General features: G+C 74.0%; 15 protein-coding genes and 1 pseudogene. 14 read left to right on the top strand and 2 right to left on the bottom strand.

Translation table 11 applies throughout. From position 1 onward, the window contains the following. A pseudogene (locus Q7L73_RS22610) lies at window positions 1–1512 on the top strand (hypothetical protein); the annotation flags it as partial. Between the two features lie 81 nt (window positions 1513–1593). Next, window positions 1594–1806, top strand: coding sequence for a flagellar biosynthesis anti-sigma factor FlgM (locus Q7L73_RS22605; protein WP_304691784.1), 213 nt, complete (start codon window positions 1594–1596; stop codon window positions 1804–1806). 107 nt (window positions 1807–1913) lie between these two features. On the opposite strand, the gene Q7L73_RS22600 is transcribed toward Q7L73_RS22605, so the two are convergent. Continuing rightward, window positions 1914–2384, bottom strand: a complete 471-nt coding sequence (locus tag Q7L73_RS22600; protein WP_304691783.1) for a pyridoxamine 5'-phosphate oxidase family protein — start codon at window positions 2382–2384, stop codon at window positions 1914–1916. 131 nt (window positions 2385–2515) lie between these two features. Between Q7L73_RS22600 and Q7L73_RS22595 the strand changes: the two genes are divergently transcribed. From Q7L73_RS22595 to Q7L73_RS22580, 4 genes are all read left to right on the top strand, one after another. Beyond that, window positions 2516–3493 carry a helix-turn-helix domain-containing protein gene (locus Q7L73_RS22595; RefSeq protein WP_304691782.1) on the top strand — a complete coding sequence of 326 codons (978 nt, stop codon included), beginning with the start codon at window positions 2516–2518 and terminating at the stop codon, window positions 3491–3493. Between the two features lie 91 nt (window positions 3494–3584). Further along, entirely contained in the window at window positions 3585–5492 is a 1908-nt protein-coding gene (locus Q7L73_RS22590; RefSeq protein ID WP_304691781.1) for a sialidase family protein, read from the top strand. Further along, window positions 5489–6649, top strand: a complete 1161-nt coding sequence (locus Q7L73_RS22585) for a sialidase family protein (protein WP_304691780.1) — start codon at window positions 5489–5491, stop codon at window positions 6647–6649. Before Q7L73_RS22590 ends, Q7L73_RS22585 begins: the two co-directional genes overlap by 4 nt. Before the next feature lie 91 nt (window positions 6650–6740). Continuing rightward, the gene (locus Q7L73_RS22580; protein ID WP_304691779.1) at window positions 6741–8648 is read left to right on the top strand and encodes a sialidase family protein; all 1908 of its coding nucleotides are present in this window, start codon (window positions 6741–6743) and stop codon (window positions 8646–8648) included. 41 nt (window positions 8649–8689) lie between these two features. Here Q7L73_RS22580 and Q7L73_RS22575 read toward each other — a convergent pair whose 3' ends face one another. Further along, window positions 8690–10420, bottom strand: a complete 1731-nt coding sequence (locus Q7L73_RS22575; RefSeq protein ID WP_304691778.1) for a CocE/NonD family hydrolase — start codon at window positions 10418–10420, stop codon at window positions 8690–8692. A 171-nt stretch (window positions 10421–10591) separates the two neighbouring features. Here Q7L73_RS22575 and Q7L73_RS22570 point away from each other — a divergent pair, with 171 nt between their 5' ends. The 8 genes from Q7L73_RS22570 to Q7L73_RS22535 are packed head-to-tail and all read left to right on the top strand — an operon-like array spanning window position 10592 to window position 19443. Further along, window positions 10592–12208 (top strand): ABC transporter substrate-binding protein, encoded by a 1617-nt coding sequence (locus tag Q7L73_RS22570; RefSeq protein WP_304691777.1) that lies wholly within the window; start codon window positions 10592–10594, stop codon window positions 12206–12208. Between the two features lie 2 nt (window positions 12209–12210). Beyond that, window positions 12211–13173: a dihydrodipicolinate synthase family protein gene (locus tag Q7L73_RS22565; RefSeq protein ID WP_304691776.1), complete on the top strand. Its 963-nt coding sequence runs from the start codon at window positions 12211–12213 to the stop codon at window positions 13171–13173. Next, window positions 13170–14120: an ABC transporter permease gene (locus Q7L73_RS22560; protein WP_304691775.1), complete on the top strand. Its 951-nt coding sequence runs from the start codon at window positions 13170–13172 to the stop codon at window positions 14118–14120. The genes Q7L73_RS22565 and Q7L73_RS22560 overlap by 4 nt, the downstream gene beginning before the upstream one ends. After that, window positions 14120–16045 (top strand): dipeptide/oligopeptide/nickel ABC transporter permease/ATP-binding protein, encoded by a 1926-nt coding sequence (locus tag Q7L73_RS22555; protein WP_304691774.1) that lies wholly within the window; start codon window positions 14120–14122, stop codon window positions 16043–16045. The genes Q7L73_RS22560 and Q7L73_RS22555 overlap by 1 nt, the downstream gene beginning before the upstream one ends. Window positions 16046–16050: 5 nt before the next feature. Continuing rightward, window positions 16051–17013 carry an ABC transporter ATP-binding protein gene (locus tag Q7L73_RS22550; RefSeq protein WP_370552416.1) on the top strand — a complete coding sequence of 321 codons (963 nt, stop codon included), beginning with the start codon at window positions 16051–16053 and terminating at the stop codon, window positions 17011–17013. Window positions 17014–17027: 14 nt separating this feature from the next. Continuing rightward, a complete protein-coding gene (locus Q7L73_RS22545; RefSeq protein ID WP_304691772.1) occupies window positions 17028–17828 on the top strand; it encodes an IclR family transcriptional regulator in 801 nt (266 codons plus the stop codon). Window positions 17829–17830: 2 nt separating this feature from the next. Continuing rightward, window positions 17831–18634 carry an SDR family NAD(P)-dependent oxidoreductase gene (locus tag Q7L73_RS22540; RefSeq protein WP_304691771.1) on the top strand — a complete coding sequence of 268 codons (804 nt, stop codon included), beginning with the start codon at window positions 17831–17833 and terminating at the stop codon, window positions 18632–18634. Then, window positions 18631–19443, top strand: coding sequence for an SDR family NAD(P)-dependent oxidoreductase (locus Q7L73_RS22535; RefSeq protein ID WP_304691770.1), 813 nt, complete (start codon window positions 18631–18633; stop codon window positions 19441–19443). The genes Q7L73_RS22540 and Q7L73_RS22535 overlap by 4 nt, the downstream gene beginning before the upstream one ends. Window positions 19444–19448: the final 5 nt, after the last annotated feature.

Genomic DNA, 19448 nt, shown 5'->3' with positions numbered 1-19448 from the left:
CCGGCGCCGCAGCCGGCTCCCGCCGCTGCCGCCCCGGCGCCGGCCCCCGAGCCGGGCCCGGCCGCCGCAACGCCGGCTCCGGCCGCACCGGCCCCCGCTCCGGCGGCTCCGGCCCCCGCTCCGGCGGCTCCGGCCCCCGCTCCTGCTGCACCGGCCCCCGCTCCGGCGGCCTCGGCCCCCGCCGAGCAGCCCGCGCCGGCCGCGAGAGCGCCGACGCGCTCGCAGCCGCCGGCCGCCGAGGAGACGCCCGCCGACGGCGAGCCGACCGGCGACACCCCCGGTGGCGAGACGCCGCAGCAGCCGACCGAGCCGACGGAGCCCCAGCAGCCGAGCGAGCCCCAGCAGCCGAGCGAGCCCCAGCAGCCGAGCGAGCCCCAGCAGCCGAGCGAGCCGCAGCAGCCGAGCGAGCCGACTGAGCCGCAGCAGCCGACCGAGCCGACCGAGCCGACTGAGCCGCAGCAGCCGACCGAGCCGCAGCAGCCGACTGAGCCGCAGCAGCCGACCGAGCCGCAGCAGCCGACCGAGCCGCAGCAGCCCGCCGAGCCGCAGCAGCCGACCGAGCCGCAGCAGCCCGCCGAGCCGCAGCAGCCGGCCGAGCCCGCGACGCCGGAGACGCCGGCCGTCCCGGAGACGCCGGCCGAGCCCGCGACCCCGGAGGCGCCGGTCGAGCCGACCGTGCCGGAGACGCCCGCCGAGCCCGCGACGCCGACGCCCGAGCGTCCGACGCCGGTCCGCGGCACGCCCGACACGAACCCGAGCACGGTGCCGACCGCGCCGGTCGCGCAGCCGAAGCCGGTCAGCGGCTCGGGCACGCTGAGAGCGCCGACGCCGGTCGTCGACGCGCCGGCCGTCCCCGCGTCGCAGACGATCGCGACCGCGCAGAGCCAGCAGTCGCTGGCCGCGCCCGCGCCGGTCGTCAGCGCCCCGCGCGCGCCGCAGCAGGCGCTCGACCCGGTCGTCGTCGCGCCGCAGCTGAAGCCCGACAGACCGGTCGTGCCCGCGCTCACGCCCGAGCAGCAGCAGGCCGCGCGCGACGCCGCGGTGCGGCGGATCGTCCACTCGACGCTCGTCACGCTCGGCATCGTCCCGCCCGACCCCTCTTCGGCGGCCGCGCAGGTGCGCGCCGCCCACTCGCCGTCGACGCCGGCGGACGGCAAGCCCGTCTGCGCTCCGGCGCTGACGTCGTCCGCCGTGCCGACGCCCGCCGCCGGCACGGTCCCGGCGCCGATCGCGACCCAGCTCGAGCGCAAGCAGCGCCTCAACGACGAGCCGGCGTCCGTCCGCGGTCCACCCGTCTCGCCGATAGACGCGCCCGGCTCGTCGCTCGGCGCCAGCTCCGCGGTCGCCGCGGGCTCCACGTCGCCGACCGGCTTCGCCTTCGCCGCAATCCTCGTCGGCTCGGTCAGCGCGCAGCTCGCGCAGGCCGAGATCGCCGCGCCGCCGTGCTCCTTCGGGAGCAACTCGGCGACGCCGCAGTCGGACCTCAGCGCTCGCGGTCCCCCTTCTCTCTGAGTCACCTCACGAGCCGCCGCGTCCTCACCAGACGCGCGCAGCGGCTCCTCTCCGTGAACTCAGATTCGAAAGGGAACACCAATGATGGTCACTGCAAATGACCGCCTCCAGCGCATCACCGTCGCTCGCAAGGACCGCATCACGCGCTCCTCGCGGCTGCGGCTGCTGGCCAGACAGATCGCCGCCGGCGAGTACCACGTCGACGCCGACCGCCTCGCCGAGGTGCTGGTCGAGCGCGCCCAGTTCCACCGCCAGGTGCGCACCGACCTGACCGCCCGCGCGGGCGTGCTGTAGGGCTCGCGAGAGCCTGAAGAACCGACGCTGGACGTGCCCGCCGCAACCGGGGGCGGGCACGCAGCGTCACAGCCTCTGAGCGGCCGCCTCGGGCGGCCGCGCCGGCGCTAGGCCCGTTCGAGCACGCGGACGCCGCCGGCCGGCGTCCAGCTCGTGACCACGATCGCTCTGCCGGAGGCGTGCAGCGCCACGTGCGAGACCTCGCTGAGGTCGAGCCGGAAGAGGTGGCTCGGGCCGTGCGCGGCCGCCTCGCCGTTGCGCTGTCTGACGATCGCCTCGTCGAGGATCTCCTCCGCGACGCCGGCCAGCTTCGCGTCGCCGTCCCAGCCGGGCGGGTCGTCGGAGCCGCTGTGGAGCGCGTAGCGCGGGTCGCGCTGCAGGTCTCTCGCCTTCAGCGCCTGCCACATCGAGCCGATCCACAGCTCGCCGTCCTCGATTCTCGTCTCCGTGCCGGAGATGCGCGGGCCGCCGTCGCGGCGGACCGTCGCGAGCGTCTTGTGGATGTGGGCGTCGAGGCGGGCGCGCACCAGCGCGGCCAGCTCGGGCGCCGCCGTCTCGAACTCGGACCATGAGGGCATCGCCCGATCGTCGCGCCCGCCGCCGCGCGCGTCGAGCCGGAGGTCGAAATCGATCAAGTCTGCGGCGGAGTCCTCGCTATGCGATGGCTGCGCCGCAGACTTCGGCGGTGGTCGCCTGCGAGGATGTCGCGGTGGCCGAGGACCGCCTGCGCGAGCTGATCGACCTCGTGCTCGGCTCGCTCGACGTGCCGGGCGCCGACGGCCCTGCGCTGGCGCGGCAGGCGCACTTCTCGCGCGATCACCTCGACCGCCTGCTCGCCGCCGCGACCGGGGAGTCGCCGGTCGCGCTGCGGCGGCGGCTGCTGCTGGAGCGGGCGGCGTGGCAGCTGCGGGTCGCGCGGCTGAGCCCGTCGGAGGTCGCGCCGGTGGCCGGCTACGGCTCGCTGGCCGCCTTCTCGCGTGCCTTCGCGCGGGCGTACGGCGTCTCGCCGCGCGGGTTCGCGGCGGCTGCCGCGCCGCCGGTCGCGCTGCCGGCGCCGAACGGGATCCGCTTCCACCCGCCGGCCGGTCTGCTGATCCCGCGTGGCACCCCGGCGCCCGCGGGCGCCGGGGTGCCGCTGGCGAGCGCGGGCCGTGGGAGTCGCGGCGGCGACCCGACCGAGCGCCTGCTCGTCCATCACCTCGCGCGCACGCGCGAGCTGCTGACCGCCGCCGCGGGACTGGCGCCCGAGCGGCTGCGGGAGCGCCGCCGCCCCGGCCTCGTCGTCGTCGGCCTCGAAGGCGAGGAGGCCGACGCGGCGACGATGGCGCGGCGGCTGGTGACGGCGATCGAGGTGTGGGTCGCCGCGATGGCCGGGCTGCCGGCGCCGCCGTCGGCGTATGGCGACGACGAGGACCACGACCCGGCCGCGCTGCTGCGCCGGCTCGACCGCGCCGGCCCCGCCTGCGCGAAGCTCGTGCGCGCGCTCGGCGCCCGCGGCGCATGGGAGGACGCCTTCGTCGACGCGCTCTGCGAGCCGCCGCAGATGTTCACCTACGGCGGCGTCGTCGCGCACCTGCTGAGCGCCGGCACGATCCGCCGTGAGGCGCTCGCCGGCGTGCTCGCCGAGCTGGGCGCGGCCGGCCTCGCGAGCGGCGATCCGCTCGAGTGGGAGCTGGATCAGAACTGAAACGACGCGCTCCCTTGCAATGAAACGCGCGGCTCCCTAACGTGCGATCAGCAGCGAAACACTCGTTTCAAACACTGAAATGGAGCGCGGGATGGGGATTCGCAGGATGCTCGTCGCGGCGGTCGCCGCGACGGCGGCGTCGCTGATCGCGGCGACGGGGGCGCAGGCGACCTCGGCACTGACCGAGACGAGCTACGGCTGGGTCAACGACGGCACCAGAGCCGCGTTCGCCACCGGCGCCACGCGTGCCGCCAACGGCGACCTGCTCGTCAGCTGGAACAACGGCGCCGACGGCGGCGCCGGCGCCCAGATCTTCCTCGCCCGCTCGACCGACGACGGCAGAACGTGGGGCGCGCCGCTGCTGTTCCGCAGCCCGTCGCACTGGGCCAGAGGCTCGATGAACGCGCAGGACTCGCTGACGACGCTCAGCGACGGGACGATCCTGATGCCGTTCACCGAAGGCCTGCTGCACACGAACTTCACCGACCGCGAGTCCGACACCTACGTCGCCCGCTCGACCGACAACGGCGTCACCTGGAGCGGCCTGACGACGCCGATCGCGCTGCCCAACGCGCGCTACTTCAACGCCTCCTACGGGCGCGTCGTCGAGCTGCCGGACAGAACGCTGCTGATGCCCGTCTGGGGCACCGACAGAAGACCGTCGACCGCCACAGGCCTCGAGGACCCGGAGCCGTGGGAGGCGGGCGCGCTGCGCTCCTTCGACGGCGGCAGAACGTGGCCCGACTACCGCACGATCGGCCTCGACGCGGCCAGCGGCCCGCCGACGACGAGCGTCTCCAACCCCGACCCGTTCCCCTCCAACGTCACCGAGACGGTCGTGACGCGGATGCGCGACGGCCGCCTGCTGGCTGTGCTGCGCGCCGACAGCGAGTTCGCCGGCAACGTCCAGTGGTGGTACGAGTCGTGGTCCGGCGACGGTGGGGCGACCTGGAGCGAGCCGGTCCAGTCGTCGCTGATCGGCCAGGGGCAGGATCTGATCTCGGCGCCGTGCACGGCCTCGCTGCCCGGCACGGCGGAGAAGCTGCTGCTCGGCTACCGCGACCGCAGCACGCTGAGAATGACCGTCCGCAGCTCGTTCGACGGCGGCGCCAACTGGATCGACCCGGTCACGCTGACCGATCCGCCCGGCCCGACCAGCGGCTACGCGATGTACGCCGCGATGGTCCCGCTGCCTGGCAACCGCGTCTTCGTCGCCTACTCGCGCACGTTCGTCGGCGTCCAGCCGCGCGTCGCCTACAGCATCCTGCAGGACGCGACCGGCACGACCTGCCAGAACCAGCTGAGCGACGCGCAGGCGGCGGCCGCGGCGAGACCGAACGTCTTCGTCAGCCGCGCCGACGCGGCCGACTGGCCGTGGCCGTACGGGCGCAAGCAGCTGAGCGCCGCCGCGACCGCGACCGTCGGCTCGCTCGCGACCGCCGCCGTCTCGCCGCTGACCTGCTCGCCGGGCCCGGTCACGCTGTACAAGAACGGCGTCGCGCTGAACCCGGCGCTGACGCTCGCCGCCGCCGGCGTCGTCAACGGCGACAAGCTCACCGCGGCCGGCGCGCCGCGCGGCCGCGCGCTGGAGGTCGGCTTCGCCGATCTCGACACGTACCCGGCCCACCACCACGTCAGATCGTGGGATACGGCCTGCGCGACGACGCTCGGCTTCGACTACTGGAAGCGCAGCCTGGCGGTCCATCAGCCGCTCGCCGCCGGCCAGCAGATCACGTCGCTGAGCCTCCGCGACAGCGACGCCTCGACGCGGCTGACGGCGGCCGACTACCAGCTCTGGAGCAGTCCCGACGGCGACGACTGGACGGCGGTTGGCGGCTGGACGCTGACCGCGACCGTCAGCGGCGGCCGTCTCACGCACACCTTCGGCGGGCTCGCGGTCAGCGACCCCTACGTGAAGGTGAGCCAGAGATACGACGACAGAGCGTTCACCTTCGTGATCAACTCCCGCAACGACGTGAATGTGACGGTGACTCCGTGAGATGGGACCTGCGACCGCTGGTCGTGCTCGACAGCACGCCCGCGATGTTCCCGGGCGTGACGCAGACCTCCGACGGCCTGCTGGTCAGCTTCTCGACCGTGCCCGACGGGATGCCGGGCGGGCAGGTCGGCGTCGTCCGCTCGCGCGACGGCGGCCGCACCTGGGGCGAGCCGACAATCGTCGTCGAGCCGGCTGACGACGACGAGGCGGCGCTGACGCAGGTCGCGCTGCGGCGGCTCGGCGACGGCACCCTGCTGATGCCGTTCTGCCGCCTGCGGATCCGCGGCGGCTACGCCAACCGGCAGGCGACGCTGCACATGGCCCGCTCCGAGGACGACGGCGAGACGTGGGAGCTGAGCGACCCGCTCGAGCTCGACTTCCTCGAGCCGCTCACCTACGGCGCCGTCGTCGAGACCCACCCCGGCCGCGTGCTCGTGCCGATCTGGGGCCGCGAGCGCGAGGGCGAGCGGTGGCGCTCGTCGGTCGCCGTCTCCGACGACGGCGGCCGCACCTGGGCGCGCGGGACGACCACGATCGCCTACGACCCCGACGCGCGCCTGCGCAGCGCCTACGCGGCCCCACGCGCGAACTCGCTCGACGCCAGCGGCGAGCCGCTGTTCGACAACATCGCGGACCCCGACTTCCGCCCCCACGCCGACGTCGACGGCTTCAGCGAGACCTCGGTCGCGCGCCTCTCCGACGGGTTGCTCGTCGCGATCCTGCGCCAGCAGGGCGTCGGCGGCGACGAGGCGCTGTGGCTCTACCGCAGCGAGTCGCGCGACGACGGCGCGAGCTGGAGCGCCTACGAGCGGCTCGACCTGACCGGCATGTCGCCGGCGCTGCACGTGCTCGCCGACGACACGCTGCTGCTCGGCCACCGCGTCTACGCCCCCGACGGCGGCGGGGCGCGCCCGGCGACGGTCGTCGCCCATTCGCACGACGGCGGCCGCACCTGGGTCGACCACGTCGAGCTGATCGACCCGAAGGGCTTCCGCTGGACGAGCGAGTACCAGACCGGCTACCCCGACTTCGCGGAGTTGGAGGACGGTTCGGTGCTGGCCGTCTTCTACAGCCTCGACCCGGCGCTGGGCAACCAGCGCTACCTGGCCGCGAACCTGCTCCGTCGCGATCGCGACGGCGGTGACGCCAGCGGCTGACCGACAGCCGGCTGACGGACACGTCAGCCACAACCGAAGAGGAGTGATGTCCGTGGTGCGCAGACGGCGTGGCGCGGCAGCTTTCGCTGCCGTGCTGACCACCCTTGCGCTGACGGCGGCGAATGCCGCCGCGGCGCCCAACCTGACCTCGGTCAGAAACGGCTGGATCACCGACGGCACGTCCGCCGCGATGATCTCCGGCACGACCGTCACCAGAGGCGGCGACCTGCTCGTCGTCTACAACAACGGCGGCGACGGCGCGGCCGGCGTCGGCGCGTATCTGACGCGCTCCAGCGACGAGGGCGCGAGCTGGTCGGCGCCGACGCTGCTGCGCAGACCGTCGGGCCTCTACAGAGATCCCGTGTCGGGTGCCGACAGAGGCTCGATCAACGCCGCGCTCGGGCTCGTCACGCTCAGCGACGGCACGCTGCTGGCGCCGATCACCGAGAGCGTCAACTACACCAACTACAGCGACCGCGAGTCGCAGACGTTCGTCGGCCGCTCGACCGACGACGGCGTCACCTGGACGGGGCTGACGACGCCGATCTCGCTGCCGACCTCGATGTACTTCAACGCCACCTACGGGCAGATCGTGCAGCTCTCCAGCGGCACGCTGCTGATGCCCGTATGGGGCGCTGTCAACAGACCGTCGACGGCGACCGGCGCGGAGGATCCCGAGCCGTGGCAGGCGGGCGTGCTGCGCTCCTTCGACAACGGCAGAACGTGGACCGACTACCGCCGCATAGGCGTCGACCCGGTCAGCCTCCCGCCGATCACCAACCCGTGGGGCAACTTCCCCTCCAACGTCACCGAGACGACGATCCGCCCGCTGCGCGACGGGCGCCTGGTCGCGGTGATGCGCAGCGACACCAACCTCGGCAAGGCGACCGGCTTCTGGCAGGCGTGGTCGGGCGACGGCGGCGCGACCTGGACCGACGTCGTCTGGTCCGGCCTCAACGGGATCTCCCACGACGTCGCCGTCGCGCCCTGCACGAGCGCGCTCAGCGGCACCGGCACGAAGCTGATCATGGGCCAGACCGACCCGGCGACGCTGAAGCTGAAGACGCGCGTCTCCTTCGACGGCGGCTGGAACTGGGACGACCCGGTCGACCTCGTCGACCCCAGCGGCGCGCTCGTCGGCCGCCGCGCCTACCCGAGCTTCGTGCCGCTGTCGGGCAATCGCATGTTCGTCACGTACGGGATGATCCCGACCAGCGGCACGCCGCGGCTGGCCTACAACATCCTCCAGGACGAGACCGGGACGAGATGCCAGGACCAGGCGACCGCCGCCGCGGCGACCGCGGCGAGCACGCCGACGCTGTTCGTGCAGCGTGCCGACGCGGCCGAGTGGCCGTGGCCGTACGCGCGCGGTCGCGTCGCCGGCAGCTCCTCCGCGGCGACGCTCGGGTCGATCGCCGCGACGCTCGCGAGAAACGTCACCTGCAGCGCGCCGGTGGTGATCAGAAAGGCCGGCGTGACGCTCGACCAGACGAGAACGCTGGCCGCGCTCGGCGTCGTCAACGGCGACCGGCTGGCGATCTCCGACACCGGCACGCCGCGCTCGCTGCGGGTCGGCTGGGCCGACCTCGACGACAGACCGGCGACGCACAGAGTGCAGAGCTGGGACAGCGCCTGCGACAGCAACCTCGCGATCGACTACAAGCAGCGCAGCCTCGCGCTCGACGTGCCGCTCAGAAGCGGGCAGACGATCACGTCGGTCAGCATCCGCGACAGCGACGCGACCAGCGGCAACCTCAGAAGCGGCGCCGACTACCAGCTGTGGACGAGCGCCGACGGCCACGCCTGGACGGAGGTCAGAGGCTGGACGTTCGCCGCGACGACCGCCACGGTCGGCGGCGTCTCGCGCCTGACGCACACGTTCGGCGGGCTCGCGCTGAGCCAGCGTTACGTGAAGATCAGCCACGGCTACGCGGGCACGGCCTGGAGCTTCCAGATCGCCAGCACCCGCAACGACGTGACGGTGACGACCTCGCCGTGACGCTCCGCTGACGCGGCGCGCCCGCCCCGCTGCCGCTCGCCCTATGCGAGCGGCAGCAGCAGGTGGGAGGGGTGCGCGGCGTCGTGCAGCAGCCGCACCCGCAGCGGCTCGCGCAGACCCGGGTGCGGGGCGAAGCGGGGCGCGCAGGAGCCGGCGACCTCCAGCCGCAGCCGCGTCCCGGCCGGCAGCACGATCGAGATCGGGTCGAGCGCGACCGTCACCCGCAGCGGCTCGTCCGCCCGCAGCGGCGCCGCGCCGCCCTGGGGTCCGTCACGGAAGCTCATCCGCAGGATCCCGTCGCTGAGGTGGAGCGCGCGGCCGTCGGGCTCGACCCAGCTGACGGTCGCCACGACGTCGAAGTCGGGCGCCGGCGCGGACAGCCACAGGACCGCGCTCAGCGGCCCGGTCAGCTCGGTCGGCCGCTCCAGCGGCGCGCTCGTGAAGACGGCGACGTCGGCGCGCGCCTGCACGGCGCGGCGGTCGCGCGGCCCGGCGACGCGGCTCAGCTCATCGCCCGGCTGCATCGTCGCGCCGGCGATCGTCGGGACGAGGTCGGCCGGGTCGTGGAGGTAGGCGGAGCGGCTCGGCCCGGCGGCGGCGGTGGGCGGCGCGAGCGCGAGCGTCCCGCCGTCGAGCGGGTCGGCGTCCGGTGCGCCGGGCGCGCCGCCGAGGTGCCAGCGCTGCTCGCGCATCCGCAGCGGCGGCCAGGTCTGCTCCTCGCGCCAGCCGGCGCCGAGCGTGTACAGCCGGACCGGCGGGCCGGGCGGCTGCTCGCCGCGCAGCACGGCGGTCGCGAAGTCGAGCTGGAGCGAGACCGGGTCCAGCCAGGCGCGCGCGGCTCTGCGGCCGAGCAGCAGCTCGCCGACCGCCTCGCCGCGGGCGGCGTGGGTCCAGGGGCCGACGATCAGCCGCTGGCCGGCGCGCGCCTGCTCGGTCAGCGCCCGCTCGTGCAGGCGCGTGTAGTTGGCGATCGTGCCCGGCAGGAAGATGTCCCACCAGCCGGCGAGGTGGAGCGCGGGGACGGCGATCTCGCTGCCGCGCTCGCGCGGGGAGACGCGCCGCCACCAGTCGTCGCGGGCGGGGTGGGCGAGCCAGTCGCGCAGGTACGGCGTCAGCGGCGCGAGCGCCTGCGCGAGCCGCTCGGGCGACTGCAGCAGCGCGCCCTCCTGGTCGTCGGCGAGCGGGTCCAGCGCCGCCGCGAGCCGCTCCGCCAGCGCCGGCTGCTCGCGCCGCAGCCGCGCCAGCTGGTTGGGCGCGAACGTGTTCAGCAGCCAGCGCATCACGAAGCCGTGGCAGAGCGCGCCGCCGCGGTAGGTCCAGCCGTCGTGGTAGTCGTCGGCGGTCATCCACGGGATCACGCCGCGCAGCGCCGGCGGTCGGCGGGCGGCGGCGAGCAGCTGCGTCGCGCCGTTGTAGGAGGCGCCCCAGGTGACGACGCGGCCGTCGCACCAGGGCTGTGCGGCGACCCACGCGATCGTGTCCTCGCCGTCGTCGCCCTCCTGCTGGAACGGTGCGAACTCGCCGCCGGAGGCGAAGCAGCCGCGCACATCCTGCACGACGACGGCGAACCCGCGCGCGACCGCGACCGCCGGCTCCAGGCCCGGCGCGCCGTAGGCGGCGAGCGAGCTGGTGCGGTCGTAGGGCGTCCGCTGCAGCAGCGCCGGTCGCGGGCGCTCGTCGCCGGCCGCCGTCCACACGTCGGCGCGCAGCTCGACGCCGTCGCGCAGCGGGACCGCGACGCCGCGCCGCAGCAGCAGTTCATCCACCGTCACCGTCACTCCGTTTCATTCACCGGCACAAGCGGGCAAGAAAGTTCGTGAAATTCTTGACACGTCTCTCTCGTGGCGGCAATCTATCGCACTGAGCGGACCACTGTTTGCACCTAGCGAAACGCCCCCCGCGTGAAGTGCTGGTGCCGCCAGTCCCCAAAGGAGAGGAAATCCATGGTGAGGGTGAGCGGGTCGGAGGACCCCAACGCGATCGGCCGCCGCAGCTTCCTGCAGCGCGGCGCGATGGTCGGAGCGCTGGTGGCGCTGCCGAGCACGGCGCTTGCCGCCTGCGGCAGCGGCGGCGAGGCGGTCGGCGGCGCGAGCACCGGCGGCAGCGGCGGGGCGGCCGCGCCGGCGGAGGCCGTCGGCGGCTTCTCGCACAACTTCCGCGAGATGGACCCGCACGTCGGCGTCGACGTCACGACCTACACGGTCGGCTGGCACGTGCACGAGGGCCTGATGGACCTCAACCCCGTCACGCGCGAGGTCGAGCTGGGGCTCGCCGCCGCCGACCCGGAGGAGGTCAGAGAGAACGTCTGGCACGTGAGACTGCGCGACGGCGCGACCTTCCACGACGGCACGCCCGTCAGAGCCTCCGACGTCGTCTTCAGCTTCGAGCGGATCCGCAACCCGGAGACGGCCTCCTTCTTCATCTCGTACCTCGACTTCATCGGAAGCGCGAGAGCGGTCGACGACACGACCGTCGAGTTCGTCCTCAGACAGCCGTTCGCGCTGTTCAGAAACCGCCTGATCTTCATCAGAGTCGTGCCGCAGGCGATCGTCTCCAGAGACGCCAGAGCGATGTCGACCAGACCGGTCGGCACCGGCCCGTACGCCTTCGTCGAGCTGGCCGCCAACGACCACATCACGCTCAGAAGAAACGGCAGCTACAACGGGCCGAAGAAGGGCTCCTACGCGACGATCAGACTGCGCGCGATGGAGGACATCAGCGCCCGTCTCGCCGCCCTGCGCGCGAGCGAGATCGGCGTGATGGAGGACCCCGCCGACCGCGACCTGCCGTCGCTCGGCAAGCAGTCCGGCATCAGAACGGCGTCTGAGAAGGGCTTCAACCAGACGATCCTGATGTTCAACCACAGCAGAAGACCGTTCGACGACACGCGCGTGCGGCAGGCGATCATGTACGGCATCGACCGCGACGCGCTCGTCAGAACGGTCTACGCCGGCAACGGCACGGTCGCCGAGTCGATGATCCCGGCCGACTACCCGGCCTTCGCGAGACCGTCGACGATCTACACGTACGACCCCGAGCGCGCGAGAGCGCTGCTGGCGCAGGCCGGCCACGGCGACGGGCTCGACTTCGAGCTGATGGTCAACTCGCTCAGCTACATCGGCGAGCAGGGGCCGTTCATCAAGGAGCAGCTGGCGAAGGCCGGCATCAACGCAAACCTGCGGATGGGCGACTCCTCGGCGCTGTTCGAGCGCGTCTCGGCCGGCGACTACAGCGCCTTCATCACGATCAGCGACGTCAGCGTCTTCGGCGAGGACCCGGACCTGTGGCTGCGCTACTTCCACACCGGCGCGTTCGCGAGACAGTTCCTCTACTGGCAGGGCGCGCAGCAGAGAGAGGTCCAGGGCCTGCTCGACGGCGCGCTCTACGAGACCGACACGACCAAGCAGCAGGCGGCGTGGACGAGAGTGCAGGAGCTGCTCGCGGCCGAGGCCGTCTGCCCGACGCTGATCCACCGCTCGCAGCCGACCGCCTGGCGCGACTCGCTCGGCGGCTTCCAGCCGATCAACACGACCGGCCTCTACTTCCTCGAGGCGGCGTGAGCATGACGGCTCCGCAGGAGGCGCTCGCGCGAGCGCTGCCGGCCGGCATGCTGGCCGCGATGGTGACGCCGCTGGACGGCGACGGCGAGCTCGACCTCGCCTCGCTGGACCGGCTCGTCGACGCACTCGTCGGCGCCGGGCTCGACGGGCTCGTCCCGAACGGCTCGACCGGCGAGAACTGGAACCTCTCCGAGACGCAGCGCGCCGTCGTGCTCTCTCGCGTGCTCGAGCACGCGGCGGGCCGCGTGCCGGTCGTCGCGGGCGTGCCTCCGCTCGGCACGCCCGCGGCAGCCGCCGAGGCGCGCGCCGCCGCGGCCGCCGGCGCCGACGCCGTGCTCGTCTCGGCGCCGGCCTGGTCGGCCTGGTCCGAGGACGAGCTGCGGCGCCACTTCACGCTCGTCGCCGAGGCGGCGGGCGTGCCGCTGGCGCTGTACGAGGTGCCGACCCGCACGAACGGCAACACGCTCTCGGTCGACTTCGTGACGGCGCTGGCGGAGGAGGGGATCGCGCATGCGATCAAGGACTCCTCCGGCAACCTGCCGCGCGCGCGGCTGCTCAACGACGCGACCCGCGAGCTGCCGTTCTTCCGCCGCTGGACCGGCGTCGAGGAGGCGATCGACGGCGCGCTGCTGGGCGGCGCCGACGGCGCCGTCGGCGGGCTCGCCAACGTCGCTCCGCGCGCCTACGCGGAGCTGTGGAAGGCGGCGCAGGCGGGCGACTGGGCGGCTGCCGCGACGGCGCAGCAGACGCTCGTGGAGGCGCGCTCGATCTTCATGGTCCCGCGCCGTGACGCCTCCTTCACCGGCCAGGCGGTCGGCGCGCTGAAGGCGGCGCTGGTCGCTCAGGGCGTGATCGCGCAGGCGACGATGGCGGCGCCGCTGCTGCCGAGCGACCCCGAGCAGGAGGCGGCCGTCGCCGCGCTCGTCGCGCGGCTGGGGCTGGAGCGGGAGGTCGCCGCGACATGACCGCGCTGCGGCTGATCCTGCGGCGCGCCGCGATCGTCGTGCCGCTGCTGCTGGCGGTGACGGTGATCGTCTTCCTGATCGTCCAGCTGCTGCCGGGCGATCCGGCGACCGCCGTCCTCGGCGAGTTCGCCAGCAAGGAGCAGCGTGCCGAGTTCGCCGCCGCCAACGGACTCAACGACCCCCTGCCGACGCGCTACCTGCGCTTCCTCGGCGACCTGCTGCACGGCGACCTGGGCGTCTCGATGACGAGCGGCCAGGACGTCGGCGCACTGCTGCAGAAGGCGGTCCCGGTGACGATCCAGCTGACGCTGCTGGCGATGCTGCTGGCGGTCGTCTACGCGCTCGTCTTCGGGATCCTGTCGGCCGTCCACCGCGGCACGTGGTTCGACAAGCTCGGCCGCGCGCTGTCGATCGGCGGCCTCGCCGCGCCGTCGTTCTGGGTCGGCCTCGTGCTGGTGCAGATCTTCGCGCTGGAGCTGGGGCTGCTGCCCTCGGGCGGCTACCTGCCGATGAGCGCCGGCCTCGGCTCGTGGTTCGAAGCGATGATCCTGCCGGCCTCGGCGCTGGCGCTGTCGACCGGCTCGACGCTCGTGCGCGTCGTGCGCGCCTCCGTCGTGCAGGAGCTGGAGCGCGACTACGTCCGCACCGCGCGCGGCCTCGGCCTGCCGCCGTACGTCGTCATCGGACGCAACGTGCTGCGCAACGCGCTGATCACGCCGATGACGGTGCTCGGCCTGCGGATCGGCTACATGCTCTCCGGCGCCGTCGTGATCGAGTCGATCTACTCGCTGCCCGGCGTCGGGCGGCTGCTGCTGTCGGCCGTCGACTCCGGCGACCTCGCGATCATCCAGGGCGTCGTCCTCTTCGGCACGCTCGCCTTCATCGTCGTGAACCTCGTCGTCGACGTGCTCTCGATCCTGCTCAACCCGCGACTGAGGACGGCGTGATGCTGCCGAGCTGGCGACAGGACCTGACCCGCCGCCTCGTCAGGGACGGCGGCCGCAGACTCGACCTCAGCCGCCTCGGCTGGGGCTCGCGGATCGCGCTCGGCTGGATCGTCGTGCTCGTGCTGGTGGCGATCTTCGCGCCGCTGATCGAGCCGTTCTCGCCGACGCAGACGAACGCCGGCCCGATCGCGACCGGGCCGAGCCTCGACCACCTGATGGGCACCGACCAGTTCGGCCGCGACGTCTTCTCGCGGCTGATCGCCGGCACGCGCGTGTCGATCGCGGTCGGCCTCGGCGCGACGCTGCTGGCGCTGCTGCTCGGCGCGCTGCTGGGCGCCTTCGCGGCGACCTCGCACAAGCTCGTCGACGAGGGCATCATGCGCTTCCTCGACGTCTTCATGGCCTTCCCGGCGGTGATCATCGCCGTCTGCGTCGCGGCCGTGACGCGCGCCGGCGTGCTGACGACGACGCTCGTCGTCGCGGTCATCTACACGCCGCAGCTGGCGCGCGTCGTCTACGCGAACGTGCGCGAGCAGCTCGGCGAGGACTACGTCGCGGCCGCGAGCGTGATGGGCAGCGGCAAGGTCCGCGTCGTCGTCCGCCACGTCGCCGTCAACTGCGCGGTGCCGGTGCTCGTCTTCACCGCGACGATCGTCGCCGACGCGATCGTGTTGGAGTCGACGCTGTCGTTCATCGGCGTCGGGATCCAGCCGCCGACCGCCTCGTGGGGCAACGTCGTCGCCGAGGGCAAGGACCTGATGTACACCGGCGGCTGGTGGGTGACGACCTTCGGCGGCCTGACGATCTTCGCCGCCGTGCTCGCGCTGAACGTGCTTGCCGAGGGGTTGACCGACGCGCTCTCGCGGCCGCCGCGCGGGGCCGGCGAGGAGGCGGTCGACCGGCAGCGGCTGGAGAGCTGGGAGCGCCCGCTCGACGAGCTGCTGGCCGCGCCCGAGCGCGGCGCGCTGCTGCAGGTCGACGACCTCACCGTCCGCTTCCCGGACGCCTACGGCCCGCTGCCGCTGCTGTCGGCGATCTCGTTCGACGTGCGCGAGGGCGAGGTCGTCGGCCTCGTCGGCGAGTCCGGCTGCGGCAAGTCGCTGACCGGGCTGGCGATCATGGGCCTGCTGCCCGACGGCGCCGAGGTCAGCGGCTCGATCCGCTTCCAGGGGCGCGACCTGCTGCAGATGGCGGCGCGCGAGCGCCGCGCGCTGCTCGGCGGCGAGATCGCGATGATCTACCAGGACGCGCTCTCCTCGCTCAACCCGGGGATGACGGTCCGCCAGCAGCTGCGGCAGGTCTGCCGCCGCGGCGCGCGCCGCACGCCGGAGCAGCTGCTGGAGCTGGTCGGCCTGTCGAGCGCGCTGCTCGGCTCCTACCCGCACCAGCTCTCCGGCGGTCAGCGCCAGCGCGTGCTGATCGCGCTCGCGCTCGCGCGCGACCCGAAGCTGCTCGTCGCCGACGAGCCGACGACGGCGCTGGACGAGACGATCCAGGCGCAGGTGGTCGACCTGCTGCGCGAGCTGCAGGCCGAGCTGGGCTTCTCGGTCGTGCTCGTCTCGCACGACCTCGCGCTCGTCGCCGAGCTGGCCGACCGCGTGCTGGTGATGTACGCCGGCCAGCTGGTCGAGGCCGGCGGCGCGCGGCGGGTCGTGGAGGCGCCCGGCCACCCGTACACCGACGGCCTGCTCGGCGCGATCCGCTCGCTCGAGGAGGGCCGCGAGCGGCTGGCGCAGATCGACGGCGTCGTGCCGCCGCCGGCCGCCTTCCCGTCCGGCTGCCGCTTCGCCGGCCGCTGCGCGCGCGAGACGGCCGAATGCCGCGTCGCGGCGCCGCCGATGCTCGACAACGGCGACGAGCGCTTCCTCGCCTGCTACCACCCGGTCGTCCCGGCAACCCGCGAACGAGAGGCGGTGACGCAGTGACCGCGATCAGCACGGGCGGCCTCGCCTGCGAGCAGCTCAGCGTCCACTTCCCCGTGCGCGAGGGGCTGCTCGGAAAGGCGGTCGTGCACGCCGTCGAGCAGGTCGACTTCCGCGTCGCGCCGGGCGAGGTCGTCGGCCTCGTCGGCGAGTCCGGCTGCGGCAAGTCGACGCTCGCGAAGGTCCTCGTCGGCCTGCAGCGGCCGACCGGCGGCACGCTCCGCTACGGCGAGCGCGACGTCTGGTCGATGAGCCGCGACGAGCGCCGCAGGCTGTTCGCGCGCGAGGTCGCGATGGTCTTCCAGGACCCGGCCTCGTCGTTGAATCCGCGCTGGCGGGTCGGGGACCTCGTGCGCGACCCGCTCGACGTCCACGAGGTCGGGACCGCGTCCTCGCGCAAGCAGCGCGTCGCCGAGCTGATCGAGCTGGTCGGCTTGAGCGCCTCGGTCGCCGACCGGCTGCCGCGGCAGCTGTCGGGCGGCCAGCGCCAGCGCGTCGCGATCGCGCGGGCGCTCGCGCTCGACCCGGCGGTCGTGATCGCGGACGAGCCGACCTCGGCGCTCGACGTCTCGGTCAAGGCGCAGATCCTCAACCTGCTCGACGACCTGCGCGCGCGGCTCGACCTCAGCATGGTCTTCATCTCGCACGACATCCACGCCGTCCGCCATGTCGCCGACCGGATCGCGGTGATGTACCTCGGGCGCGTCGTCGAGGAAGGCCCCGCGGAGGCGCTGGCAGCGTCCCCGCGCCATCCCTACACGAAGGCGCTCTTCTCGGCCGTGCCGACGCTGGCCGGCCGCGCGACGGAGCGGATCGTGCTCGAAGGACCGGTGCCGTCAGCGCGCAAGCCCCCTCCGGGCTGCCCGTTCGCGACCCGTTGTTGGAAGGTTCAAGACGACTGCCGGGCGGGTTTCCCCGTCCCGAAGGTCGACGGAGATCGGAGGCATTGGTGCTCCCATCCGCTCGCGTGAGCGACGATGCAGATGTGAACGAGCCCGCACACGACGCGAGCGAGGGCAGCGGCCGGTACTCGGTCCGCGCCGTCGAACGCGTCGCCGACATCCTCGACACGCTTCAGCGTGCCGAGGGCGGCGTGTCGCTCGTCACGCTCGCGGAGGTCACCGGACTGCCGAAGTCGTCGGTCTTCCGCTACCTCGCGACGCTGGAGGCGCGCGGCTACGTCGAGAAGGATCCCGATGGCGGCGACTACACGCTCGGCGTCGCGCTGCCGTCGCAGCAGCGCCACTTCGAGCTGCTGTCGGCGCGGGCGCGGCCGGTGCTGGAGCGCTTCCGCGACCGCTTCGGCGAGACCGTCAACTTCGGCGTGCTCGACGGCGACCGCGTGCTCTACCTGGAGATCGTCGAGAGCCACAGAGCGATGCGGCTGGCGGCCAGACGCGGCGACCGCGACTACGTCCACTCGACGGCGCTGGGCCGTGCGATCGCGGCCGGGCTGCCGGAGGAGCAGGTGCGGCGGATCGTCGCCAGCGCGGGCATGCCGGCGCTGACGACCCGCACCGTCACCTCCGCCGAGGAGCTGGTCGCCTCGCTCGCCGACGTGCGCGCCAACGGCTACGCGATCGACGACGAGGAGAACGAGGAGGGCGCCCGCTGCGTCGCGATCGCGCTCCCGGGCGCGCGCGTGCCGGCCGGCATCAGCGTCAGCGCTCCCGCCGTGCGGCTCTCACGCGAGGACGCGGCCAGAGTCGCGGCCGCGCTCGCCGAGGAGGCGAGCTACCTGGGCAGGCGATTGCGCCCGAGGGGAGGCGACCGGGTCGAGGCGTGAACGTGCGACCGCGCGTTGCGCTCGTGATCGGCGCCGCCAGCGGGATGGGGCGGGCGACCGCCCTGCGGCTGGCCGCCGACGGCTGGAAGGTCGCGGCGGCTGACCGCGACGAGGAACGGCTGGCCGGGCTCGCCGAGCAGCTGGAGGCCGCGGGCGCGGCGGGGGCGATGACGCTCCCGCTCGACCTCGCCGGCTCGGCCGCGTCGGTCGAGGCCGCGGTCGCCGAGGTTGTCGAGCGGCTCGGGCCGCCGTGGCTGCTGGCGGTCGCCGCCGGCGTGCTGGAGGGCGGGCTGGCGCTCGACGCCGACGAGACGCACTGGCAGCGCGTGCTCGGCGTCAACTTCCACGGCGTCGTGCGCGCGAACGTCGCGGCGGCGCGGGCGATGGTCGCGGCCGGTGAGGGCGGGCGGATCGTCAACTGGTCGTCGAACAACGCCGCCGGCGGGACCGCCGGCTACGCCGCGTACGCCGCCTCGAAGGCAGCGATGGAGGCCTTCTCGCGCTCGCTCGCGATGGAGCTGGGGCCGGACGGGATCACCGTCAACACGATCCGTCCCGGCTCGGTCCGCACGCCGATGCTCGGCGCGCTGACGCAGGCCGAGATCGACGCCGAGAACGCGCGCATCCCGCTCGGCCGCTTCGGCGAGCCGGAGGACGCGGCCGGCCTCGTCGCCTTCCTCGCCAGCGACGACGCCGGCTGGATCAGCGGCGCCGACATCCCGCTCGACGGCGGCACGCTCGCCGCCCGCGGGCGCGCGAACGTGCAGCAGATCCGCGCGCGGCTGGCGCGGGAGGCGGGCAGATGAGCGCGGCAGCGCCGGCAGGCGCGGGCGCGGCGGGCGCGGGCGGCGGGCGCCTCGCGGGGCGGGTCGCGCTCGTGACCGGCGCCGCGCGCGGGATCGGCGCGGCGCTCTGCCGCGGGCTCGCGGCCGAGGGGGCGGCGGTCGCGATCCACCACCGGCCCGGCGCGCAGGACGCCGCCGAGGCGGAGGCGCTCGCGCGCGAGCTGCGCGCGAGCGGCGCCCGCGCGGCCGTCGTCAGCGGCGACGTGAGCGACAGGGCGCAGGTCGAGGCGTTCGCCGCGCACGCACGCGAGCAGCTCGGGCCGGTCGACCTGCTCGTCGCCAACGCCGCCGCGACCGCGCGCGTCGCCTGGACGGAGATCGATCCGGACGAGTGGCGGCGCGTGCTCGGCGCCAACCTCGACGGCCTGCTGTGGTGCGCGCAGGCGGTCCACCCGCAGATGCTCGAACAGGGCGGCGGCGCGATCGTGACCGTCTCCAGCGTGACGGTCGAGCTGGGCGCCGCCGGCGCGCTCCACTACGTCACCAGCAAGGCCGGGATCCTCGGCTTCACGCGGGCGCTCGCGCGGGAGGCCGGCGGCGCCGGGATCCGCGTCAACTGCGTCATGCCGGGCGCGATCCGGACCGAGGCGGAGCTGGAGCAGTTTCCCGACCAGGACGCGCTCGCGGCCGAGCAGGCAGCGCTCCAGAGCATCCCGCGGCGCGGCCTGCCGGAGGACCTCGTCGGCGCCGTCGTCTTCCTCTGCGCGCCCGAGAGCAGCTTCGTCACGGGTCAGGTCCTGACCGTCGACGGCGGCTGGACGATGCGCTGATGCGC

Origin of the sequence: Conexibacter sp. CPCC 205762 (assembly GCF_030646155.1) — a bacterium.
In the GTDB taxonomy this organism is placed as follows: domain Bacteria; phylum Actinomycetota; class Thermoleophilia; order Solirubrobacterales; family Solirubrobacteraceae; genus Conexibacter.
The sequence above is the reverse complement of the archived record's forward strand: the minus strand, read 5'-3'. Positions and strand labels throughout refer to the sequence as shown.